This is a genomic window from Stenotrophomonas sp. 17(2023) (genome assembly GCF_030345315.1).
Taxonomy (GTDB): domain Bacteria; phylum Pseudomonadota; class Gammaproteobacteria; order Xanthomonadales; family Xanthomonadaceae; genus Stenotrophomonas; species Stenotrophomonas acidaminiphila.
In genome coordinates this window covers 3,425,900-3,449,237 of the sequence record NZ_CP128405.1, presented here as the reverse complement: position 1 = coordinate 3,449,237, position 23,338 = coordinate 3,425,900, and the positions used below count along the sequence as shown (strand labels likewise).

Here is a 23,338-nt window from a genome sequence, read left to right as displayed (position 1 = left end):
GGCGGGGCCGCGGGTATCCTGTGGCCCCCGCCGCCACCCACCCTGCCATGCTGTTCAGCATCCGTCCCGACCATCCCTGCCTGCCCGGCCATTTCCCGGGGCGGCCGCTGGTGCCGGGCGTGGTGGTGCTGGAGCAGGTCATGCGCGCCGTCGAGGCCGCGGCCGGGGGACCGCTGGGCGCGCTGCGCCTGCCGCAGGTGAAGTTCATGGCGCCGCTGCTGCCCGGGCAGGAGGCACGGATCGAACTGGACGGCGGTGCGCCGCACTGGAAGTTCCGGGTGTGGCGTGGCGACGAACTGCTTGCACGCGGTGAGCTGGTGGCCGGCGGCGGACCGGCGGCATGAGCGATGCCGACTGGAAGCGCCGCCCCGAGGGCGGTGGCCGCGCCGCTATCCGCCTGATCGCGGCCATCGCCCGCCACGGCGGGCGCGGCATCGCCCGGCTCTGCCTGTATCCGATCACCGGTTACTTCCTGCTGGTACGCGCCAGCGAGCGCCGCGCCTCGCGCGCCTACCTCGGCCGCGTGCTGGGCCGCCGCGCCCGGCTGCGTGACGTGGCGCGCCACATCCACACCTTCGCCGCCACCATCCTCGACCGGGTATTCCTGCTCGGCGGGCGCATGGACCTGTTCGACATCCGCACCGAAGGCACCGGCGAGCTGCTTGCGCGGCTGGACGAAGGCCGCGGCGTGCTGCTGTTCGGCTCGCACCTGGGCAGCTTCGACGCGCTGCGCGCGCTGGGCCGGCAACGGCCGGACCTGAAACTGCGCGTGCTGCTGGACCGTGGCCACAATGCCGCCATCACCGAACTGCTGGCCGAGCTCGACCCCGGCCTGGCCGCGGGCATCATCGATGCCGGGCAGGGCGGGCCGGCCGTGGTGCTGGCGATCCAGCAGGCGCTGCAGGAAGGGGCGATGGTGGCGTTGCTGGTGGACCGTGCGCGGCCGGGCGAAACCGCGCTGGCCGCGCCGCTGCTGGGCACGCCGGCGCCGTTCCCGACCGCACCGTGGCTGATCGCCAGCGTGCTCAAGGCGCCGGTGATGCTGGCCTTTGGCCTGTACCGCGGCGGCAACCGCTACGATCTGCTGTTCGAGCCGTTCGCGACCGCGGTCGACGTACCGCGCGCGCAGCGGGCCGAGGCCCTGTCGGCGCTGGTTCACCGTTATGCCGGCAGGCTCGAACACCACCTGCGCGGCGCTCCCTGGAACTGGTTCAATTTCTATGATTTCTGGCATTCCCAAGCCTCACTTCCTGCGCCGCCTGACGGCAGCGGCGCTGCTGGGCGCCTGGACCAGCGCGCCGGCGATGGCGGCCGACGTTGACGCGGGGTGGATCCTGCGCCGGTTGGCGCAGCCGGCGCCCAGCCAGACCGGCTTCGTCGAACTGCGCGGCTCGGCGCTGCTGAAGGAACCGTTGCGGGTCGAAGGCCGCTACCGGCGCCCGGACACGGCCACGCTGGTGCGCGAAGTGCGCGTGCCCTATGCCGAAACCACCACGATCGCCGATGGCAAGGTCAGCATCGCTCGCGCCGGCAAGCCGCCGCGGGTGTTCTCGCTGCAGCGCGTGCCGGAGCTGTCGGACCTGCAGGCCAGCTTCGGCGCGCTGCTGTCCGGCGACCTGGCCGCGCTCGAACAGGCCTACCGCCTGCAGGCGTCGGGCACCGCGCAGCGCTGGCAGCTGGTGCTCACGCCCAGGGCCCAGGCGCTGGCGGTGCGGGTGCGTGCGGTGACGCTGCGGGGGCGCGACGGCGAGCTGCGCTGCATCGAAACGCAGCCGGCGCGGGGCGAACTGCAGCGTACCCTGCTGGGCACGGCGGCCACTGCCGCCGATGGCGTGCACCAGGCCGATGCCCTGGCCGCGCTGTGCCATGACGGCGCGCAGGCCGGTTCCGTCGCCGCTCCGGGCCTGGACGGGAGCCGGCGTTGAAGCTCACCCCGCGCCTGCGCATCGGCCTGGCGATCACCTGGTTGCTGCTGCTGGGCCTGCTCACCGCCTGGCTGAGCGGGCGCATGCAGGTCAGCGGCGACCTGCGCAAGTTCATGCCCGATGCGCGCACCCCGGCACAGAAGCTGCTGCTCGACGAACTGGGCGAAGGCCCGGGCGCGCGGCTGCTGCTGCTGGCGCTGTCCGGTGCCGCGCCGGAGCAACTGGCCGAGCAGTCGCGGCAACTGCACCAGGCGCTGGCGGACGACCCGCAGTTCGAGCTGGTCGCCAATGGCGGCCAGGCCGGGCTGGAGGCCTTTCCCGAGCGACTGCTGCCCTATCGCTACCTGATCGACGCGCTGCCACCCGATGCGTTCAGCGCCGATCGCCTGGGCGAGGAACTGCAGGCACGGCTGCAGGACCTGGGCTCGCCGGCCGGGGCGCTGGTCGAGCCGCTGCTGCCGTCCGATCCCACGTTGCAGGTGCTGCGCGTGGCCGAGGCGCTGCAGCCGGCCAACGCGCCGCAGCGCATCGACGAGGTCTGGTTCGACCGCAGCGGCCGCCAGGCGCTGCTGCTGGTGCAGACGCGCGCGGCCGGTTTCGACCCCGGCGCGCAGCAGCAGGCGGTGGACACCATCACGGCCGCGTTCGCGGGCATCGCCGGCGACAGCGGCAGCCGCCTGGAGATGAGCGGGCCGGGCGCGTTCTCGGTGAAGATCGGCAACCGCACCGCGCGCGAGGCCGGCACCATCGGCACCATCGACACGCTCGGCATGATCCTGCTGCTGTGGATCGCCTACCGCAGCTGGAAGATGCCGATCCTGGGTTTCCTGCCGCTGGCCAGCGCCGGCCTGGCCGGGTTGTCGGCGGTGGCGCTGGCCTTCGACGGCGTGCACGGCATCACCATCGCCTTCGGGTTCACCCTGATCGGCGTGGTGCAGGATTACCCGATCCATTTCTTCAGCCACGAACGCCCGGGCCGTTCGCCGTGGGACAACGTGCGCGCGCTGTGGCCGACCCTGGGTACCGGGGTGGTCGCCACCTGCATCGCCTACCTCACCTTCCTGTTCTCCGGCGTCGATGGCCTGAAGCAGTTGTCGGTGTTCACCATCACCGCGCTGGCCACCGCGGCGCTGGCCACGCGTTACCTGCTGCCGGCGCTGGTCGACCCGGCCACCCGCGACTTCGCCGATTCGGCGCGGCTGGCGCGGCTGTGGCGCCATACCCGGCGGCTGCCGCGCCCACGCCGGTCGCTGGCGGTGCTGGCGGTGGCGGCGCTGGCGGTGCTGGTGTGGGCGCCGGGGCCGTTCTGGCAGAACGACCTGGGCAAGCTGACGCCGGTGGATCCGGCCGACCTGCAGCGCGATGCGCAGCTGCGCGGCGAACTCGGCGCGCCCGACGTGCGCTACGTGATCACCGTGCGGGGCGCCGATGCGCAGGCGGCGCTGGCCGCCAGCGAAGGCCTGCGGCCGGTGCTGGAGCAGCTGGTCGCCGACGGCGCGCTGGACCGCTACGACATGGCCGCGCGCTACCTGCCCAGCGCCGCGCTGCAGCGCCAGCGGCAACAGCGGTTGCCGGACGAAGCCACGCTGCGCGGCGCGCTGGCCACGGCGGTGGCTGCAACCCCGTTCCGCGACGACGCCTTCGAGCCGTTCATCGCCGACGTGCAGCGTGCCCGCGGCGCACCGGTGCTGCAGCCGCAGGACCTGCACGGCACGCCACTGGCCACCGCGGTCGATGGTCTGCTGCTGCAGGGTCATGGCCACGCCACCGCGCTGGTGTCGCTGAGCGGACTGCACGACGTGGCCGCGGTGGCCACCAGCGCGCGCCTGCATGGCGCCGAACTGCTGGACCTGAAGCATGCCTCCGAATCGCTGGTGGCCGAGTATCGCGGCCGCGTGCTGATGGCGCTGGCGGTGGCGGTGCTGCTGTTATCGGCCACGGTGTGGGCGGCGCTGCGCTCGCCGCGGCGCGCGCTGCGGGTTCTGCTGCCGATGCTGCTGACCACGCTGGTGGTGCTGGCGCTGCTGCGCGCCAGCGGCGTCGAACTGAACCTGTTCCACCTGATCGGGTTGATCCTCGCCGCCGGCCTGGGCCTGGACTACGGCCTGTTCTTCGAGCACGCCGGCGACAGCCTCGACGACCAGCTGCGTACCCTGCACGGGCTGCTGGTGTGCAGCGCGATGACGCTGCTGGTGTTCAGCCTGCTCGGGCTGTCCTCGATCCCGGTGCTGCGTGCGATCGGCACCACCGTGGCGCTGGGCGTGGTGTGCAACTTCGTGCTGGCGCTGCTGATATCACGCCATCCCTGGCAGGAGGCCGCCGATGCTGGCGCGTGAGGACATCCTGCAGCTGGTGCCGCACCAGGGCGACATGTGCCTGTGGGACGAAGTGCTGGCGTGGACCGCCACGGACATCGTCCTGCGCGCGCGCAACCACCGCGACCCGGCGCATCCGCTGCGCAGCGACGGCCGGCTGCGTGCGATCCACCTGTGCGAGTACGGCGCCCAGGCGATGGCGGTGCATGGCGGCCTGCGTGCGCGCCAGCGCGGCGGCGCGGTGGTGCCCGGGGTGCTGGTGGCGCTGCGCGACGTGCAGCTGCACGTGGCACGCATCGACGATCTCGATGGCGCCATCGAGGCGACCGCACAAGTGCTGGCCGAGACCGAAAGCAGCCAGCAGTACGGCTTCCGAATCACCCATGGCAGCCGCGTGCTGGCCGCAGGCCGGGCCGCGGTGATGCTGCAGCCGCGGCCGCTTCCCGGACAGGACTGACCCAGCCGCGGTCGCGGCGGTCGTGCCTCAGTCGCGCGCGTCGTCGCCCAGTCCCAGGGCCAGGGCCCGTGTCAGCAGCGCGCGCAGCCGCGCGGTGTCCATGTCCGGATCGTGGATCGCATGCACGGCCAGGCCGTTGATGAAGCAGCGCATGAACACCGCGCGCAGCGCCGCGTCTTCCGGGTCGAGGGCCACGCCACGGGCATCGGCCCGGCGCCGCAGCCACTGCGCCAGGTCTTCGCATGATTCGCGCTCGAACCGGTTCAGGACCTCCGCCACCTGCGCGTCGCGCAGCCCCAGCGCGCTGATCTCCGACAGCAGACCGGCATGCCGCATGTCCGCCGCGCCGCGGCCCCACGCCGCGTAGGCGGTGATGAGTTCGCCGACGAAGTCGGAGGTGACCGGCACCTTGTCCAGGCCCTGCCGGTCCTCGTCCAGCTGCATCTGCACCATCGCCAGGATGATGGCGCGCTTGTTGGCGAAATACCGGTACAGCAGGCTGATGCTGATTCCCGCTTCGGTGGCGATGTCGGCCATCGAGGTGGCTTCCAGCCCATTGCCGATGCAGCACCTGCGCGCGGCCTCGAGGATGCGGCGGCGTTGCTGTTGCGCGTACTCGGAGGGCGGCCTGGCGGCCGGAGGTGCGGTCGGACTCATCGGTTCTGCATGGCCCCGGGATGGCTCTGGCCGCGCAGGGTAACCGAATCCACGACAGGTGAACGGTCATTCACCTGTCATTTCCGGCCACCAGAATCCGTCGCGCCTCCTACCTACGACGAGTACCCAGACCATGACCCATCCTCTTTCACGAGCGGTGGCCGGCGTGCTGCATACCCGTGCCGCGGTGCTGTTGGCCGTTGCCTCGGCGGCGCTGCCGGCGTTCGCCGACGACCGCCCGGAAGACGCGCCCGCCGCCGGCCTCGAAGCGATGGCGGCCACCACCCTGGATTCGGTGGTGGTCAGCGCGCAGAAGCGCGAGACGAACCTGCAGGAAACGCCGATTTCGGTATCGGTGGTCGGCGCCGAAGCGCTGGCCGACCGCCATGCGATCTCGCTGGCCAGCCTGGCCGACGGCTCGGTGCCCTCGCTGCGGGTGGCGCCGTTCGCCACCCGCTCCTCGGCGCTGAACATCGGCATGCGCGGCATCGGCGCTTCGGGCGATGCCAACCAGCCGGCACGCGACGCCGGCGTCGGCGTGTACGTGGACGGCGTGTTCCTGGGCCGCTCGCAGGGCCTGGGCATGGCGCTGTACGACGTGGAGCGGATCGAAGTGCTGAAGGGCCCGCAGGGCACGCTGTTCGGGCGCAACACCGAGGGCGGGGCGATCAGCGTGATCACCCGCCAGCCGACCGGCGAATTCGGCCTGAAGGCGACCGCCGGCGTGTCCAACTACGGCGGCTACAACGCCGGCGCGCACCTGGACCTTCCGCGCGTGGGCGATTTCAGCTTCAAGCTGGACGGCGTGCTCGACTCGCGCGGCGGCACCACCGACAACCCGATGCGCGGCCAGCGCGACTTCAACGCCTACGACAAGCGCGGCCTGCGCTTCACCACGCTGTGGCAGCCCAGCGCCGACTTCCAGGCGACCTATGCCTACGACTACTCCTACGACGCGACCACGCCATACCACGCGCAACTGCTGGTGGCCGGCCCGTATGCCAGCCAGGCGCAGCGCGAAGGCGCGTCGACCGGGCGCCGCGACGGATCCATCTTCGGCGGCCCTCAGGAAGACAGCGTCGGCAAGACCGACGGGCACCTGCTGGTGATGGACTGGATGCTCTCGGACACGCTGCAGCTGAAATCGATCAGCTCGTACCGCGAGCTGCGGCAGAGCCAGTTCGACCAGGGCCTGGTCGATGCGATCTCCACCTTCGCGCCCAATGGCGAGTTCGGACGCTACAGCCTGGCCCAGCTGTGGCAGCACCAGTACAGCGAGGAACTGCAGCTGATCGGCAACACCGACACCCTGGAATACGCGGTGGGCGCGTTCTACTACAAGGAAGCGGTGGCCGACAACGCGCAGACGCCCAACACCCTGCGCTGGAACGCGGACGGCAGCAGCTACACGGTGATCAACGCGCCGCTGGACCTGGGCAAGGTCCGCATCGACCGCGCCAGCAAGGCGTGGACCGACAGCCTGGGCATCTTCGGCCAGGCGACGTGGACGCCGGCCTCGTTCGACAGGCTGCACCTGACCGCGGGCGGCCGCTGGACCCGCGACAAGAAGGAAGGCGTGCTGCGCACCCTGAACGACGCGCCGTCGGACCTGGGCTTCGACGGCAAGTGGAGCCGTTTCGACCCGATGGTCAACATCGCCTACGACCTGGGCAAGGAGGTGATGGCCTACCTGCGCTACAGCACCGGCTTCAAGGCCGGCGGCGCGAACTCGCGCTCGTTCAGCTACCGCGCCTTCGCGCCGGAGGAAGTGAGCGCGTTCGAGCTCGGCCTGAAATCGCAGTTCTGGGACAACCGCGCGCGGCTGAACCTGGCGCTGTTCGATTCGCGCATCGAGAACAAGCAGATGGATTTCTACCTGCCGCTGGCGCCGGGGCAGAGCCGTACCGTTTCCGACACCACCAATGCCACCACCACCGGTACCTCGCGCGGTGCGGAAGTGGAGCTGAACATCGTGCCGCTGGACTACCTGACGCTCAGCCTGAACTACGCCTACACCGACATCGGCGCGCTGCAGGCACCCAATCCCTATGTGGAGGGCAACCCGGTGGTGACCGTGTTGCCGCTGTACGCGCCGAAGAACGCCGGCAGCCTGGCGGTGGACTACCTGCTGCCGCTCGGCGCCGCGGCGCTGAAGTTCCATGTCGATGGCAACTGGTCCGACGGCTTCTACACCAGCGAGATCGAGCAGACGCTCACCGACAGCTCGTTCGTGGTCAACGCGCGCGTCGCGCTGATCGACGTGCCGCTCAACGGTACCGGCGCGACCGCCGAGTTCGCGTTGTGGTCGCGCAACCTGCTCGACGAGCAACACCTGTTCTACAAGAGCAGCAGCACCTCGCTGGGCACCTACGGCATTTTCAACGACCCGCGCACCTTCGGCGCGGAAATCAGCATCCGCTTCTGACCGACGGGAGAACCGACCCCATGCAATGCAGGAAAACCGCCCTGGCGCTTGCCCTGGCCTCGCTCGCCTCCGCCGCGCACGCCCGCCTGCCGGCCGACGTACAGATCGAGCGCCTTTCGCCGACGCGTATCGCCGTGGTCTGGAGCGGTGCGCTGGTGCCCGCCGAGAAGCTGGACGTCGGCCTGGCTCCCGCACCGGGCAAGCCGGTGGACGGCGCCACGCTGCGCGATGACGTGGCCGGCAGTGCCGGTCGCGTCGAACTGGAGCACGCCAGCGGGGTACGTCCCTACGTGTGGATCGGCGACAACAGGGGCAACGAGACCACCCTGGGCGAGCGCGTACTACCGCTGCAGGGCGGGGTGAACTTCCGCGACCTGGGCGGTTACCGCACCGATGATGGCCGCAGCGTGCGCTGGGGCCGGCTGTACCGCAGCGGGGTCATGGCCGACCTGACCGACAGCGACTATGCCTACCTGCAGCGGCTGGGCATCACGGCCATCTGCGACCTGCGCGACAGCCGCGAGCGCAGCCATTCGCCGACGCAGGCCGGGCGCATCGCCCGCGGCGGGCGCTACATCGCCTGGGATTACCAGCAGGACTTCGACATGAAGGCGTTCGCAGGCGCCTTCGCCATGGGCGGCGACCCGCAGGAAACCGCGCTGCGGTTGATGGCCGCTTTCTACCGGCAGATGCCGGCCGCGTTCGCCGCGCGCTACCGCGAGGCGTTCGACGTGCTCAAGCAGGGCGACGGACTGCTGTTCAACTGCAGCGCCGGCAAGGACCGGACCGGCCTGCTCGCCGCACTGGTACTGACCGCGCTGGGCGTGGCCCCCGACGTGGTGGTCAACGACTACGCGATGAGCCAGCGCGTGCCCAGCCTGCAGCGCCTGCGTACGCGCATGGATGCCTCCGGCACGCAGGACCCGGGCATGAGCGCGTTGTCGCGCCTGCCCGAGCCGGCGCTGCGTGCGCTGATGGGCACCGATCCGATGTACCTCAGCGCCGCCTTCGACCAGATCCGTGCCGACCATGGATCGATCGATGCCTACCTGGAACAGCAGCTCGGGGTCGGCGCCGCCGACCGGGCGCGGCTGCGCGCGCTCTACCTGGAGCCTGCACCGGCATCGGCCGGGACCGCCGCGCGCTGACCGCCGCTGCATCCATGCCCCCGTGCGCGCGGCGCCGGGGGCGTCCGCGCCGGCTTGCCCTGCCCGCCGCTTTGCGACAGGCTGCGCGCTCGCAGTGGAAGTGGAACACCGGCATGGCCGACATCGACAACAAACGACGCGCGCTGGTGACCGGCGGCAGTGGCGACCTGGGCGGGGCGATCTGCCGGCGGCTGGCAGCGGCCGGCGCGCACGTGATCGTGCATGCCAACGGCAACCTGGCGCGCGCGCAGGCCGTGGCCGCGGAGATCGCCGCCGCCGGGGGCAGCGCGCAGGCGGTTGCCTTCGACGTGGCCGACGGCGAGGCCACCGCGGCGGCGCTGGACGGCCTGCTGGCCGACGGCCCGATCCAGATCGTGGTCAACAACGCCGGGGTGCACGACGACGCGCCGATGGCCGGCATGGATGCGGCGCGCTGGCGGCGGGTGATCGACGTGTCGCTGCACGGTTTCTTCCACGTCACCCAGCCGCTGCTGCTGCCGATGGCGCGCACGCGCTGGGGCCGCATCGTCAGCGTCTCGTCGGTGGCGGCGGTGCTCGGCAACCGTGGCCAGACCAACTACGCGGCGGCCAAGGCGGCGCTGCACGGGGCCTCGAAGTCGCTGGCGCGGGAGATGGCCAGCCGCGGCATCAGCGTCAATGTCGTCGCCCCGGGGGTGATCGAAGGCCGGATGGCCGGCGATGCGTTCCCGCCGGAGCTGATCAGGCAGACCGTACCGGCCGCACGCGCGGGCCGCCCGGAGGAAGTGGCGGCGCTGGTGGCGTTCCTGTGCAGCGACGACGCCGGTTACATCAACGGCCAGGTGATCGGCGTCAACGGCGGCATGGGCTGAGCCGCCGGCGGATGCGGCCAGCGGCCGGCGGCGCGGTTCACCCGCTCGGGGTGTCGTCGATGAGCGGCGGGTTGGCGCGGATGCTGCGGTGGACCCTGCGCACGTCGCCATGGCGCAGCGCCAGCCGCACGATGTGCACGGTGATCCGGGTGAGGTCGCGCAGCGGGCGGAAGTGGCTGGGGCGGAAGCACTCGTCGCGGTCGGCGCTGCGGTAGCGCGATTCGATCGGCACCGACACGCAGCGCGTGCCCAGTTGCCGTGCCGCCGAGATCAGCACCTGCGCCTCGAACACGAAGTCCTCGCCGGGCACGTCGCGCATGGCGATCACCCCGGCCGGGTAGAAGCGCTGCCCGCTCTGGCTGTCGGCGACCTGGTAGTGCGTGCCCCAGGCCACGCCCCAGTCGCCGAACTCGTTGGCCAGGCGCCGCAGCAGCGGCTGCGAGGCGCGCTTGCGCAGCCGCGCGCCGATGATGATGCAGCCGGGGTGGCGGTTGGCGCTGGCCAGCAGCCGTGGCAGGTCGGTCGCCGCGTGCTGGCCGTCGCCGTCCATGGTCAGCACGCCGCGCAGGCCGCGCCGCACGGCTTCGGCGAACCCGCTGCGCAGCGCCTGGCCCTTGCCGCCGCGGCGCGCGTGGCGCAGCACGGTGACCGGCAGGTCGGCGATGCACTCGACGGTGCCGTCGTCGGAGCCGTCGTCGACCACGATCACGTGCGGGCAGAACGCGAGCGCGCCGCTCACGACCTCGCGGATGCGCAGCGCTTCGTTGAGCGCCGGGATCACCACCGCCACGTCGTCCGGGCGCAACATGCGGGAATCAGCCATGGCCGATGTCGATCCGCAGCGCCTGGTCCGGGCCGGCCGGCAGCAGCACCTGCGTGCGTTCCAGCGCCAGCGCCTCCAGCAGGGGCAACGCCGGCTGCATCGCATTGCCGGCCAGCCGCCGCGACAGTGGCCCGGCATCATCGGCGGCGTCGGTGCCGGCGCATGGCTCCAGCGCCATGCGCAGCGTCGGCAGCCCGGCGCAGGGCGTGCCCGACAGCACCAGGGCGACGCCGAGCAGGCCTTCGCTGGGGGCCACTTCGCCGAGCGGCCCGCACGCCGGGCCGTCGTAGGCGACCAGCAGCACCGCCTCGCTGCCGGCGGCCAGCTGCGCCATCGCCTCGACCAGGCCCTGCGCGAAGCTGGCGCGGCCGGCGCTGATCGCGGTGGCCGGTACGTGCGCGCCGGTGCCGATGGTCCAGTAGCCGGCGGCGGCGTTGTGCACCGAGTTGTGGAAGCGGGTCGGCGATATCGCGCGCGGGTCGCTGGCCAGCGTCGTGCACATGTAGTCGCTGATCGACATCTCGCCATGGGTGGAGGTGAACACCGACGGCAGCTGAGCCGCTTCGCGCCCGGCCGCCTCGCAGGCGGCGAGTGCCGCTTCCAGCGCCACTGCGACGGTGGCCGGTGCGCGGCGGCGCTCGTTGGCGGCCAGCAGCATCGGCGCCGGCCGCGCCGGCACCTGCGCCGGCTGCACGCCCACCCGCGCCCAGGCGCACGCCGCGTCCCAGTCGGGCAGCCCGCTGCCCCAGAATCCGATGCCTTCGACGACCGCTTCGCGCATGCGCCTCATCCCACCTTGCCGAACACCAGCGAGCAGTTGTTGCCGCCGAAGCCGAAAGAGTTGTTCATCGCATGGCGGATATCCGCCCGCGCATTGTCGAACCGGATCTGCGGCCCGCAGGCCGGATCGGGAACCGTGCTGTTGAGCGTGCCCGGCAGCAGCCCGTCGGACAAGGCCAGCAGCGCGAACACCGACTCGACGATGCCGGCTGCGCCCAGGGTGTGGCCGGTCCAGCCCTTGGTCGAGCTGGCATGCAGCGACGGCGGGAACAGCGCCGCCACCGCGGCGGCCTCGACGCCGTCGTTGGCCGGGGTCGAGGTGCCGTGCAGGTTGAGGTAGCCCAGCTGCGCGGGCTCGAGTCCGGCGCTGTGCAGCGCCTGCTGCATCGCCAGGCGCGCGCCCAGCCCCTGCGGATGCGGCGCCGACATGTGGTGGGCGTCGCTGGATTCGCCGTATCCGCTCAGCTGCAGCGCGGTCTCCGGGCCGGCGCCGGCGCGTTCCAGCACCGCATAGCCGCCGGCCTCGCCCAGCGACAGCCCGCTGCGGCGCGCGTCGAACGGCTGGCACGGCGCAGTGGCGACCAGCTGCAGCGAATGGAAGCCGAACAGCACGCTGCCGCACAGGGTATCGACCCCACCGACCAGGGCGGCATCGGCGAAGCCGGCATGGATCAGCCGCGCAGCCTGCGCGAACACCTTGGCGCTCGACGAGCAGGCGGTGGCCACGGTCACGCAGGGTCCGCGCAGCCCGGTGGCGGCGCGGACGAAATCGCCCAGCGCATGCGGGGTGTGGATGCGCGGGCGCTGCAGCTCCGGCGGGAAATGCGCCACGCCGGCGCTGTCGGTGTGCAGGCGCGCGTACGCCTCCTCGGTGGCGCCGATGGCGGAAGTGGAGGTGCCCATCACCACCGCCACGCGGCTGGCGCCGTGGCGGGCGACGACCGCGGCCACGGCGTCGAGCAGGCCGTCCTGCTGCAGCGCCAGCCACGCCAGCGCGTTGTTGCGGCATTCCAGGCCGGCCAGTGCCGGCGGCAGCGCCACCTCCTCCACGCCGTCGACGCGGCCGATCCAGCAGTCCAGCGGGTCGGCGCCGAAATCGTTGCGGCGCAGGCCGCTGCGGCCTTGTGCCAGCGCCTGGCGCTGCGCATCCAGCCCGGCGCCCAGCGCGGTGGTGGCGCTGTGCGCAAGGATGTTCAGCGGGAGCAGGCGCGGTGGCGAGGCGGCGGTCACGCGGTCTTCCGGGCATTGGGCGGGGCGCGAGTATATCGGGGCGCCCGTCCACCGTACGGTGTCCCGGCAGGGTGATGGCGTGCGCGTTTCTTGATGAAAATGAATGAAGCCCCGGCAAAGATGCGGACGGCGGCGTACGGCAATGCCTTTCACCGGCGTCGGGTTTCCGACACAATCACTTGGATTCCCAAGCAGGGCAACGCCCGCGGGCATGCAAGCCTACGTCTACAAAAGCCAACGCAAGCAGGACACCTACGTCTACCTTGCCAAGCGCGACAACTTCGATGCGATCCCGGCCACGCTCGGCGCCGCCCTGGCGCCGTTCGCGTTCGTGCTGGAAGTCGCGCTGACCCCGGAACGGCGGCTGGCCCAGGCCGACGCCGCGCAGGTGCGTGCCAACCTGGCCGCGCACGGGTTCCATCTGCAGCTGCCACCGCAGCCCCTGGCGCCGGTGAAGATCGCCCGCATCGACGGCCGCGATGACTGACGCCCGCCGTACCCGTGCCCTAGGCGCGCTGGCGCTCGGCGCGCTGCTCGCGCTCGCCGCCGGGTTCGGTGGCGTGGCGGCTGCCGCGTGCGGCCTGCTGGCGCAGCCCGCGTTCGCGCTGGGAGTGTCGTGGTGGCGGCGCACGCGAGCCCCTGCGCCGCTGTCCGCGTTGCCACGGCAGGACCTGCCGGGCCTGCTTGCGGTGTGGACCGCCGGCACGCTGTTGCTGGCATTGCTGGTGTCCTGGCCACTGGCGGCGCTGCACGACAGCGGCAGCCTGCAGGCGGTGCTGGCCCTGTGCGTGGCGCTGAGCATCGCGGTGGCCGCGCTGTGGCGCACCTGGCCGCTGTGGCAGGCGCTGGAACGCGAGGGCGGCACCCTGCGCGCGCAGGGGCAGGCACTGTCCTCGCGGGCCATGGACTCCTGGCATGGCGTCGGCGCGGCGCTGGTGCTGTGCCTGCTGTGCGCGGCGGTGGTCGCGCCGGCCTGGCCTGGCCTGGTCGGCGACAGCCTGCGCTGGCCGCTGGCCATCGCCGTCGCCCTGTTCTCGCCGCTGCTGCACGCCGCGCTGCAGGCGCTGCCGGCCGCGGCGCCGGCCGCGCCGGTCGTGGCGGTGCAGGCCTTCGATCCGTTTGCCGAGGCGCTGGCCGAACCGGCACCGCTGGAGCCGATGGCACAGCACGAATGGGTGCCGCAGCTGTACGAGGCCGCGCGCGCCGGGCGCGTCGACCGCGCCCTGCAGCTGCTCGATGCCGGCGCCGATCCGCACGCGCCGCCGCCGGCCGATTCGCGCGACCAGCGCAGCCTGGTGGTACTGGCCGCGGTGCTGCCGGACCTGCGCCTGCTGCGCGCGCTGATCGGCCGCGGCGTGGACGTGAACCTGGCCCATCGCGGCATGACCCCGCTGCTGGCGGCGACCCGCGACAGCTGGCATGGCCGCCCCGAGGCGGTGATGACCCTGCTGGCCAACGGCGCCGATCCGCGCGCCACCGACGCCGACGGCAACACCCCGCTGCACCACGCCGCGCGCAGTTCCGACCCGGGCGTGGCCGCGCTGCTGCGCGATGCCGCCGCCGAGATCGACGCGCTCAACCATGAAGGCCACAGCCCGCTGGCGGTGGCCTGCCAGGCCGGCAACTGGCGGCTGGCGCGGTTCCTGCTCGAACGCGGCGCCCGGGTCGAACCCGCCGACGGCGTACCGGTACTGATTCCCGCCGCCGCCACCGAAGACGACGATGCCGCCGGCGTGCAACTGCTGCTCAAGCACAAGGCACGGCTGGACGCGCGCGACCGCCGCCGCCGCAGCGCGCTGCACGAGGCCGCCGCGGCCGGCCACGGCGACATCGTCGATGCGCTGCTCGCGGCCGGCGCCAATGTCGAGCCGCGCGATGCCGCCGGCCGCACGCCGTGGCTGGATGCCGCCGCGCATGGGCATGCCGGCGTGCTCGAGCGCCTGCTCGCGCACAAACCCGATGTCACCGCGGTCGATGGCGAGGGCTGCAATGCCGTGCTGCTGGCCTGCCGCGCCGAGAACGTGACCGCGGCGCTGGTGCGCCGCCTGCTGGAGCTGGGCGTCGCCGCCGATGTGGTTGCCGCCGATGGCCGCCGTGCCATCGACCATGCCGCCGCCGCCGGCCGCTGGAGCATCGTCTCGCTGCTGGATCCGGCGTATCCGCTGCCGGCCGCGGTCAGCGACGCGCTTGCCGGCGCTGACGCCGGCGATGGCGCGGCCACGCCACCACAGCTCAACGACCGTCCGCCGCTGGCACTGCTGCGCGAGGCGCTGGCCTTCGGCAACACCGAGGGCATGGCACCGCTGGCGCGGCTGTGTTCGGCACGGGAACTGGGCACGCTGCTGCACGACGTGGAGCTGGCGCTGCAGCCGCGCGTGGTCGACTGGCTGCTGGCGCACGGTGCCGATGCCGAGGTGCTCGATGCCTGCGGCGACACGCCGATGTTCGCGCTGCTGGCGCGCGGCGTGGATGCCGTTCCCACGCTGCAGGTACTGCTGCGGCACGGGGTTTCGCCCGCCGGCCGCGGCGGCCTGGGGCGCCTGCTGGCTGCCTGCGTGCAGCACGACCAGGGCTCGCGCGGTACCGAGCAGTTCGTGCTGGAGCTGCTCGAACAGGGCGCCGACCCGTTCGGCGCATCGCCCGCCGGCGATCCGCCGCTGGCGCTGGCGGTACGCCTGGGCTGGCTGAAGGTGCAGCATTGGCTGCTGGTGCACGGGGTCGACCGCGAGGCGCGCGACAGCCACGGCATGACCGCGCTGCACCTGGCCACCGCGCTTGCGCGCGAGGCTTCGCTGAAACAACTGGTGATGCATGGTGCCTCGCCGGACGCCCGCGCCGCCGACGGGCAGACGCCGCTCGGTGTGGCCCTGTCCAGTGGCCGCCGCGACCTGGCCGACTGGCTGGACTGGCGCGGCTGGCCGTTGCCGCTGCGCGCACTGCGCGAATCCGACGTGCCGGCCGCGGCGATGGCCGGCGACGCCGACGCGGTGCGCCGCCTGGTCGAACTCGGGCTGCCGGTGGATGCGGTCGATGCCCAGGGCTGCACCGGCCTGCTGCGTGCGGCCGGTGGCGGGCACGTGGCCACGGTGGACCTGCTGCTGGCGCGCGGTGCCGACCCGCAGCACGCGGCCGCCAGCGGTGCCACGCCGCTGTCGGCGGCGGTGAGCATGCGCCAGGCCGCGATCGTCACCGCCCTGCTCGACGCCGGTGCACGCATCGACCACCGCCTGCCGGGCGGCGTTACCGTGCTGATGCTGGCCGCGGCGCTGGGGCTGCCGGACATCGCCGCCAAGCTGCTGACCGCCGGCGCCGACGTGCATGCCTGCGACGACCAGCAGCTGGCGCCGCTGCACTGCGCCGCGCTCTACGGGTTCACCGCACGCGACCGCACGCGGCTGCTGGCGCTGCTCGACACCCTGCTGCTGGCCGGCGCCGAGCCGGACCAGCCCTCGGCCGGTACGGTCACCCCGTTGCTGCTGCTGCTGGGCGCGCGTGCCGAGCCGGGCACCGCCTGCGACGAGCACGTGGTGCTGGCCGCGGTCGAACGCCTGCTCGATGAAGAAGTGGCGCTGGACGTGCGCGATCCGCGCGGCTTCGGCCCGCTGCACCTGGCCGCGCTGCATGGCCTGCCGTTGCTGGTGCAGCGCCTGCTGCGCGCCGGCGCCGACCCCGACCTGCGCGACGCGCTGGGCCGCAGCCCGCGCGAGATCGCGGTCATGCGCGGCTTCATCGACGTGGCCGGCGAGTTCGAACCGGCGGTGCCGGGCGTCTCGTCGATGGCCCGGTTCCTGCGCGACCGCGGCTGACCGCGGTCGCCTTCCTCACCTGCCGGCAGCGGCCGCTGCCGGATGCATCAGCGATGCCGTGGCTTCAACCCATGGCGGTGCCGCATGCACGCCGTCACTCGCGGTTCGCCGCCGGCCGCTGCGGCGAACCGTCGTCCTCGTCGTCGCCGGCGTCGGCCTCGAACAGGTGCATCAGGTCGGCGCGTGCGTCATGCGAGGTCTGGATCACCGCCGCTTCGTCGTCGTAGACCAGGTGCTGGGCCTTGAGCAGCTTCTCGTCATGTTCGCGGAAGCGGCGCACGTGCTCGCGCGCGGTGTTCTCGGCGATGCCAAGCGCGGTCAGCACCCGTTCGCTGATCTCCAGGCTGGAGCCGAATACTTCGCGGAACGGCTCGGCCGACATGTCCATCAGCTTCCACGCGTGCTGGCGGTTGCGCGCGCGTGCCAGCACCTTGGCGTTCGGGTACAGCCTGCGTACCAGCCGCACCGCGCGCAGGTTGGTATCCGGGTCGTCCATGGCCATCACGAACACCCGGATCTGGTCGCCGCCTGCAGCGCGCAGCAGGTCGGGGCGGGTGGGATCGCCGTAATAGAGGTGGTTGCCGAAGCGGCGCAGGTCCTCCACCGTGCCCGGGTCCGCTTCCAGCGCGACGAACGGGATGCGCTGCGCGGTGAGCAGGCGCGCGACGATCTGGCCGAAGCGGCCCATGCCGGCGATCAGCACCTGCGGATGCTGGGCCTGGGCGTCGTTCATGTTGTCTGGGGCGCGCTCCGGGCCCAGGTTCGGGGTGCGCGGCCGCACCAGCTGCTTGAGCCCGATCATCAGCAGCGGGGTCAACGCCATCGACAGGCTGACGATGGCCACCAGGCGGTCATGGTTGATGCGCCCCAGCAGGTTGACGCGCTCGGCCTCGTTGAACACGACGAAGGCGAACTCGCCGCCCAGCCACAGCACGCTGCCCAGCATCAGCGCGCTGCGCAGCGGCATCCGCGCGGCCAGGCCGATCAGCACCAGCAGGCCGAACTTGACCGCCAGCAGCACACCGACGCCGATGGCGATCACGGTCGGTTCGGCGGCGATGCGCGCCAGGTCGATGCTCATGCCCACGGCGATGAAGAACAGCCCCAGCAGCAGGCCCTTGAACGGCTCGATCTGCGACTCGATCTCGTGGCGGAACTCGGAGTCGGCCAGCAGCACGCCGGCCAGGAACGCGCCCAGGCTGGGGCTCAGCCCGGCCGTCTGCATCAGCCACGCCGTGCCCAGCACCACCAGCAGCGCGCTGGCGGTGAACACCTCGGGCATGCGCGTGCGCGCGACCATGCCGAACAGGTGGCGCAGCACCGGCCGGCCCAGCAGGATCACCACGGCCAGCGCGCCGACGGCGGTGGTCACGTTCTGCCAGGTCAGGGTTTCGTTGCGGATCCCGCCCAGCAGCGGGATCGCCGCCAGCAGCGGGATCGCGACCAGGTCCTGGAACAGCAGGATGGCGAAGCCGAGCCGGCCGTAGTCCGTGTTCAGGGCCTTGTGCTCGGACAGCAGCTGCAGGCCGATGGCGGTGGAGGACAGCGCCAGTGCGGTGCCGATCACCAGCGCGCTCTTCCACTGGAAGTGGTAGAGCAGCAACAGCCCGCCGAGCACCCCGGCGGTGACCAGTACCTGCAGCGCGCCGCCGCCGAACACCGTGCGCCGCATCACCATCAGCCGCGATGGCGAAAGCTCCAGCCCGATCACGAACAGCAGCATCACCACGCCGATTTCAGCCGCATTGAGGATGCGGTCGGCGTCGTGCACGAACGCCAGCACGTGCGGGCCGAGCACCACGCCGGCGGCGAGATAGCCCAGCACCGCGCCCAGCCCGAAGCGCTTGAACACCGGCACGGCGATGACGGCCGCCAACAGCAGCACCAGGGCCAGTTCCAGACCGCCGCCATGCATCGGGATCACGCTCGGAGAAAGTGAAGGGGAAAGGCGGAGCCGTGGCCGGGGTGGGCGCATGCGGGTGCCTGTACGAAAGAGTACCGCGCGCCTGCGGCCTTGGAAAATTTCACGGTACGCCGCTTGACCCCGCCGGGCGCCGGTCGCAGACTCGCGCAGCCGCCGGCCCGTGCCGCGCGGTACTTCCCTCGGAGTCCCACCCATGCCCAGCGACAGTAGAAGTCGATCTCGTCCGACGTCGGTGACGGCCAACGCCTGAGTGGGTGTTTCGCCGCTGCCGGCGTTGCGCCCGCAACCCAGCAGCCGACCCGGTCGGCAAGGCGAAACACGATGAACCAGAAGCAACTCCTGCGTCCGGCAGCGGACGCCAGCGCCCTTGGCGCACCCCTGGCCGAGTTCAACACCGCCGACGCGGTGGTCCATCTCAACCAGCTCGAACAGGCCGCTGCCGGCGCGGTGCTGGCGGCGTTGCCGTTGCCGCGCGCGGTCAAGCTGCTGGAAGCGCCGGAGCTGCAGCATGCCGGCGAGCTGGTGGCGGCGATGCCGCCGGCCCGGGCCGCCGCCCTGCTCGGGCTGATGGCCGACGACCGCGCCACCGACATCGTCCATGAGCTGGACGAGGCGCAGCGCGCGCGGCTGATCCCGCTGCTCGACCCGGAGGCGCGCCGCTCGATCCAGCTGCTGCTCAGCTACCCGCCCAACACCGCCGGCGCGCTGATGACCACCGAGTTCGTCAGCGTTCCTGCCGACTGGACCGTGGCGCGGACGCTGCAGCACATCCGCGAGGTCGAGCGCACCCGCGAGACGGTCTACGCGATCTACGTGCTCGACCCGCGCACCCGGCAACTGCTGCAGGTGGTGACCATGCGCCGGCTGATCACCGGCGCGCCGTCCGACTCGATCCTCGACGTGGCGCAGGTCAACCCGCCGGTGAGCGTCGGCCCGGAGCTGGACCAGGAGGAAGTGGCGCAGCTGATCCGCCGCCACGACCTGCTGGCGATCCCGGTGGTCGACGCGCAGCAGCGCATGCTCGGCATCGTCACCGTGGACGACATCCTCGATGCCCTGATCGACGAGTCCACCGAGGACGTGCACAAGTTCGGCGGCGTCGAGGCGCTGGACCGTCCCTACATGCATATCGGCTTCTTCGACATGATCAGGAAGCGCGCCGGCTGGCTGAGCGTGCTGTTCCTCGGCGAGATGCTCACCGCCAGCGCGATGCAGCATTACGAGGACGAACTGGCGCGCGCGGTGGTGCTGACGCTGTTCATCCCGCTGATCATGAGCTCGGGCGGCAACTCGGGCTCGCAGGCGACCTCGCTGCTGATCCGCTCGCTGGCGCTGCACGAACTGCGCCTGCGCGACTGGTGGAAGGTGGCGCTGCGCGAACTGCCGACCGGCGCGGTGCTGGGCGCCATCCTCGGCCTGCTCGCCATCCTCCGCATCAGCGTCTGGCAGCTGGCCGGCCTGCACGACTACGGCGAGCACTGGAAGCTGCTGGCGGTGACCATCGGCGCGGCGCTGGTGGGCATCGTCACCTTCGGCTCGCTGTCCGGGTCGATGCTGCCGTTCGTGCTCAAGCGGCTGGGCTTCGACCCGGCCAGCGCTTCGGCGCCGTTCGTGGCGACCCTGGTGGACGTCACCGGCCTGGTCATCTACTTCAGCATCGCGGCGATGATCCTGGGCGGAACGCTGCTGTAGCGCGGTGGCGGCCGGTTGGCGGGCGCCTGGCGCGCGGCTGGCGTGGCATCATCGACCGCGCGCCCTACAGTCGTGGCTCCCCGGCACAGGTGCCACAGCATGGAGCAGGACATGAAACTGAATCCGTCGATCGTCCGCCGCCTGCGCGAGGCCAGGCACTGGTCGCAGGAGCAGCTGGCCGCCGCCGCGGGCCTGGGCCTGCGGACCGTGCAGCGGGTGGAGGCCGACGGCGTCGCCTCGCGCGAGACCCGGGTCTGCCTGGCGGCGGCGCTGGATACCGACGTGAGCGCGATGCTGGACGCCGGTCCCGGTCCCGGTCCCGGTCCCGGCCCGGTCGCCGCGGCCCGCTGGCAGCCATGGATGCTGCTGGTCGTGGCCGGCGTGCTGGTGTTCGCCGCCGGCACGACGCTGGGGGCGCCGAGGGTCGTCGATTACGTCGCGATCCTGCTGGTTTCGGTCGGCATGCTGGGCCGTTCGCTGGCGCGCTGAGGGCCGCGGCATGGCCGCCGCGGCCGCTTGATCCTGCTCATGCCGCGGGCACCGCGACGCGTGTACCTTTGACCGCGTTCCCGTTGCCGGCATCGCGATGAGCACCTATCACCTGCAGACCGTGTTCCGTCCCCGTTCCGTGGCCGTGGTCGGCGGCAGCCCGCGCGAGCGCTCGGCCGGGCGCGCGGTGGTGCGCAACCTGCGCGCGGGCGGCTTCGCCGGGCAGATCGGCTGGGTCAACCCGCGCCACGCCGAGATCGACGGCATGCGCACGGTCAAGCGGCTCAAGGACCTGCCGTGGATACCGGACCTGGTGGTGGTGACCACGCCGGCGGCGATGGTGCCGCAGGTGGTGGCCGCCGCCGCCGACCTGGGGGTGGCCGCGGCCATCATCCTCACCGCCGGGCTCGGCCGCGGCCCCGGCTCGCTGGCCGCGCAGGTGGAGGCGGCGGCGCGGCCGAAGGGCATGCGCATCCTCGGCCCGCACTGCCTGGGGGTGATCGCGCCGCACGCGCGGCTCAACGCCTCCATCGCCGCGCATACCCCGCAGGCCGGCGACCTGGCGCTGATCTCCGAATCCAGCGCCATCGCTGCCGCGCTGGTGGAATGGGGCGTGGCGCGTTCGATCGGGTTCTCCGCGGTGGTGTCGCTGGGCGATGCGCTGGACGTGGATTTCGGCGACCTGCTCGACTATTTCGCCGCCGACTACCGCACCCGCGCGATCCTGCTCTACGTCGACCAGATCAGCGACGCCCGCAAGTTCATGTCGGCCGCGCGCGCGGCGGCGCGCGCCAAGCCGGTGGTGGTGGTCAAGTCCGGGCGCCAGCCGCGCAGCGCCGGGGCGCGCGCCGAGACCCATGCGCAGACCCTGGCCGCATCCGATGCGGTGTACGGGGCGGCGTTCAACCGCGCCGGCCTGCTGCGGGTGAACGCGCTCGACGAACTGTTCACCGCCGCCGAGACCCTGGGCCGGCTCGGCACGTTTCCGGGCAACCGGCTGGCGATCCTCAGCAACGGCGGCGGCATCGGCCGGCTGGCGGTGGACCAGCTGCAGGCCCTGGGCGGCACCCTGGCGGCGCTGTCGCCGGCCACCGTGGCGCACCTGGACCAGGCATTGCCGCAGGGCTGGTCGCGCGACAATCCGGTGGACATCATCGTCGATGCCGGCGGCGACCGTTACGCCGCCGCGGTCGAGGCGCTGCTGGCCGACGAGGCCAACGACGCGCTGCTGGTGGTCAACGTCCCCACCGCGTTCACCTCGTCGGCCGATGCGGCGCAGGCATTGACCCGCACCCTGGGGCTGCGCTCGCGGCAGCTGCGCGACAAACCGGTGTTCGCGGTGTGGCTGGGCAACGACGAGCAGGCCACCGCCACCCTCAATACCGCGCGGGTGCCCACCTATCCCAGCGAGGCCGAGGCGGTGCGCGGGTTCCAGCACCTGGTGCGCTACCGCCAGGCGCAGGCGGCGCTGATGGAGACGCCGCCCAGCCTGCCGGCCGATTTCGTGGTGGACGCCGCGGCCGCGCGCGCACTGGTGGAGTCGGCGCTGGCGCGCGGCCAGCAATGGCTGGACCCGGTGGCCACGCACGCCCTGCTGCAGGCCTATGGAATCCCGTCGCTGGCGGTGATGGTCGCGCGCGACGCGCACGAGGCGATGGAGCTGGCGCAGCCGCTGCTCGAGCGCGGCGCGACCGTGGCGGTCAAGGTGCTGTCGCCGGATATCCCGCACAAGTCCGACGTCGATGGCGTGCGCCTGAACCTGGGCACGCTGCAGGCGGTGCACATGGCGGCGACCTCGATCCTGCAGCGCGCGCGCGAACTGCGCCCGGAGGCGCGCATCGAGGGCGTGCTGCTGCAGCAGACCCTGGTGCGGCCCAAGGCGCGCGAGCTGATCGCCGGCATCGCCGACGATCCGGTGTTCGGGCCGGTGCTGGTGTTCGGCCGCGGCGGCACCGCGGTGGAAGTGATCGACGACAAGACCCTGGCGCTGCCGCCGCTGGACCTGCGCCTGGCGCACGAGGTGATCGGCCGCACCCGGGTCTCGCGCATCCTCAAGGCCTACGGCGACGTGCCGGCCGCCGACGAACGCGCGGTGGCGCTGGTGCTGGTCAAGCTGGCGCAGCTGGCCGCCGACATCCCCGAGATCCGCGGCCTGGACCTCAACCCGCTGCTGGCCGACCGCGACGGGGTGATGGCGCTGGACGCGCGCATCGCCATCGCCCCGGTGCGGCGGCTGCACAAGGGCCGCGGCCATCCGCGTTTCGCGATCTTCCCGTATCCGACCGAATGGGAGCGCACCATCGAACTGTCCGACGGTGCCCGGGCCTTCGTGCGCCCGGTGCGGCCGGAGGACGATGCGCTGTTCCGCACGTTCTTCGCCCGCGTCACCGACGACGACCTGCGCCTGCGCTTCTTCCAGTCGGTCAAGCACTTCAGCCACGAGTTCATCGCGCGCCTGACCCAACTTGACTACGCCCGCTCGATCGCGCTGGTGGCCATCGACCCGAAGAGCGGCGACATGCTCGGCGCGGTGCGCCTGCACGCCGACGCCGACTACGACCGCGGCGAGTACGGCATCCTGATCCGCTCCGACCTCAAGGGCCACGGCATCGGCTGGAAGCTGATGCAGATCATGATCGAGTACGCCGGCTGGCAGGGCCTGAACGTGGTCGAGGGCCAGGTGCTGCGCGAGAACAGCACCATGCTGGCGATGTGCCGCACGCTCGGCTTCAAGGTCAAGCCCGATCCGGACGACCCGGCGATCATGAGCGTCACCCTGCCGGTGCATTGCAGCGGCGACGGTACCGGCTGAGCGC

General features: G+C 72.2%; 18 protein-coding genes. 13 read left to right on the top strand and 5 right to left on the bottom strand.

The genetic code is table 11. The features are described from left to right. Positions 1-47: 47 nt before the first annotated feature. Genes QQA12_RS15605 through QQA12_RS15585 form a run of 5 tightly spaced genes read left to right on the top strand, consistent with a single transcriptional unit; the run spans position 48 to position 4,697 of the window. Entirely contained in the window at positions 48-344 is a 297-nt protein-coding gene (locus QQA12_RS15605) for a hypothetical protein (protein ID WP_226049803.1), read from the top strand. Further along, positions 341-1,321, top strand: a complete 981-nt coding sequence (locus tag QQA12_RS15600; protein ID WP_226049802.1) for an acyltransferase — start codon at positions 341-343, stop codon at positions 1,319-1,321. The genes QQA12_RS15605 and QQA12_RS15600 overlap by 4 nt, the downstream gene beginning before the upstream one ends. Further along, positions 1,305-1,925, top strand: coding sequence for a LolA-related protein (locus tag QQA12_RS15595; RefSeq protein WP_233324839.1), 621 nt, complete (start codon positions 1,305-1,307; stop codon positions 1,923-1,925). The genes QQA12_RS15600 and QQA12_RS15595 overlap by 17 nt, the downstream gene beginning before the upstream one ends. Beyond that, positions 1,922-4,261, top strand: a complete 2,340-nt coding sequence (locus QQA12_RS15590; protein WP_226049800.1) for an MMPL family transporter — start codon at positions 1,922-1,924, stop codon at positions 4,259-4,261. Before QQA12_RS15595 ends, QQA12_RS15590 begins: the two co-directional genes overlap by 4 nt. Next, positions 4,248-4,697, top strand: a complete 450-nt coding sequence (locus QQA12_RS15585) for a phosphotransferase (protein WP_226049799.1) — start codon at positions 4,248-4,250, stop codon at positions 4,695-4,697. Before QQA12_RS15590 ends, QQA12_RS15585 begins: the two co-directional genes overlap by 14 nt. A gap of 27 nt (positions 4,698-4,724) precedes the next feature. Here QQA12_RS15585 and QQA12_RS15580 read toward each other — a convergent pair whose 3' ends face one another. Next, positions 4,725-5,354: a TetR/AcrR family transcriptional regulator gene (locus tag QQA12_RS15580; RefSeq protein WP_226049798.1), complete on the bottom strand. Its 630-nt coding sequence runs from the start codon at positions 5,352-5,354 to the stop codon at positions 4,725-4,727. Positions 5,355-5,487: 133 nt separating this feature from the next. Here QQA12_RS15580 and QQA12_RS15575 point away from each other — a divergent pair, with 133 nt between their 5' ends. From QQA12_RS15575 to fabG, 3 genes are all read left to right on the top strand, one after another. Further along, positions 5,488-7,779: a TonB-dependent receptor gene (locus QQA12_RS15575; RefSeq protein WP_226049797.1), complete on the top strand. Its 2,292-nt coding sequence runs from the start codon at positions 5,488-5,490 to the stop codon at positions 7,777-7,779. A 20-nt stretch (positions 7,780-7,799) separates the two neighbouring features. Further along, the gene (locus QQA12_RS15570) at positions 7,800-8,927 is read left to right on the top strand and encodes a tyrosine-protein phosphatase (protein WP_226049796.1); all 1,128 of its coding nucleotides are present in this window, start codon (positions 7,800-7,802) and stop codon (positions 8,925-8,927) included. A 113-nt stretch (positions 8,928-9,040) separates the two neighbouring features. Next, a complete protein-coding gene (gene fabG, locus QQA12_RS15565) occupies positions 9,041-9,778 on the top strand; it encodes a 3-oxoacyl-ACP reductase FabG (protein ID WP_056930993.1) in 738 nt (245 codons plus the stop codon). A gap of 37 nt (positions 9,779-9,815) precedes the next feature. Here fabG and QQA12_RS15560 read toward each other — a convergent pair whose 3' ends face one another. The 3 genes from QQA12_RS15560 to QQA12_RS15550 are packed head-to-tail and all read right to left on the bottom strand — an operon-like array spanning position 9,816 to position 12,587. After that, positions 9,816-10,601: a glycosyltransferase family 2 protein gene (locus tag QQA12_RS15560; RefSeq protein WP_054668313.1), complete on the bottom strand. Its 786-nt coding sequence runs from the start codon at positions 10,599-10,601 to the stop codon at positions 9,816-9,818. Further along, on the bottom strand, positions 10,594-11,382 hold the full coding sequence (locus QQA12_RS15555) for a beta-ketoacyl synthase chain length factor (RefSeq protein WP_226049795.1): 789 nt from the start codon (positions 11,380-11,382) through the stop codon (positions 10,594-10,596). The genes QQA12_RS15560 and QQA12_RS15555 overlap by 8 nt, the downstream gene beginning before the upstream one ends. Positions 11,383-11,387: 5 nt before the next feature. Then, complete coding sequence (locus QQA12_RS15550) at positions 11,388-12,587, bottom strand: beta-ketoacyl-[acyl-carrier-protein] synthase family protein (protein ID WP_056930992.1); 1,200 nt, start codon at positions 12,585-12,587, stop codon at positions 11,388-11,390. 235 nt (positions 12,588-12,822) lie between these two features. Between QQA12_RS15550 and QQA12_RS15545 the strand changes: the two genes are divergently transcribed. Both QQA12_RS15545 and QQA12_RS15540 read left to right on the top strand, forming a co-directional pair. Next, complete coding sequence (locus QQA12_RS15545; protein ID WP_054668310.1) at positions 12,823-13,098, top strand: YcgL domain-containing protein; 276 nt, start codon at positions 12,823-12,825, stop codon at positions 13,096-13,098. Further along, positions 13,091-16,417, top strand: coding sequence for an ankyrin repeat domain-containing protein (locus QQA12_RS15540; protein ID WP_226049794.1), 3,327 nt, complete (start codon positions 13,091-13,093; stop codon positions 16,415-16,417). The genes QQA12_RS15545 and QQA12_RS15540 overlap by 8 nt, the downstream gene beginning before the upstream one ends. Before the next feature lie 94 nt (positions 16,418-16,511). On the opposite strand, the gene QQA12_RS15535 is transcribed toward QQA12_RS15540, so the two are convergent. Further along, a complete protein-coding gene (locus QQA12_RS15535) occupies positions 16,512-18,332 on the bottom strand; it encodes a monovalent cation:proton antiporter-2 (CPA2) family protein (protein WP_226049793.1) in 1,821 nt (606 codons plus the stop codon). A 330-nt stretch (positions 18,333-18,662) separates the two neighbouring features. Between QQA12_RS15535 and mgtE the strand changes: the two genes are divergently transcribed. The 3 genes from mgtE to QQA12_RS15520 all read left to right on the top strand — a co-directional run bounded on the left by mgtE (position 18,663) and on the right by QQA12_RS15520 (position 23,334). Beyond that, complete coding sequence (mgtE, locus tag QQA12_RS15530; protein ID WP_226049792.1) at positions 18,663-20,033, top strand: magnesium transporter; 1,371 nt, start codon at positions 18,663-18,665, stop codon at positions 20,031-20,033. A 111-nt stretch (positions 20,034-20,144) separates the two neighbouring features. Beyond that, on the top strand, positions 20,145-20,522 hold the full coding sequence (locus QQA12_RS15525) for a helix-turn-helix transcriptional regulator (RefSeq protein WP_226049791.1): 378 nt from the start codon (positions 20,145-20,147) through the stop codon (positions 20,520-20,522). Positions 20,523-20,619: 97 nt separating this feature from the next. Further along, positions 20,620-23,334 (top strand): bifunctional acetate--CoA ligase family protein/GNAT family N-acetyltransferase, encoded by a 2,715-nt coding sequence (locus QQA12_RS15520; RefSeq protein WP_054668303.1) that lies wholly within the window; start codon positions 20,620-20,622, stop codon positions 23,332-23,334. Positions 23,335-23,338: the final 4 nt, after the last annotated feature.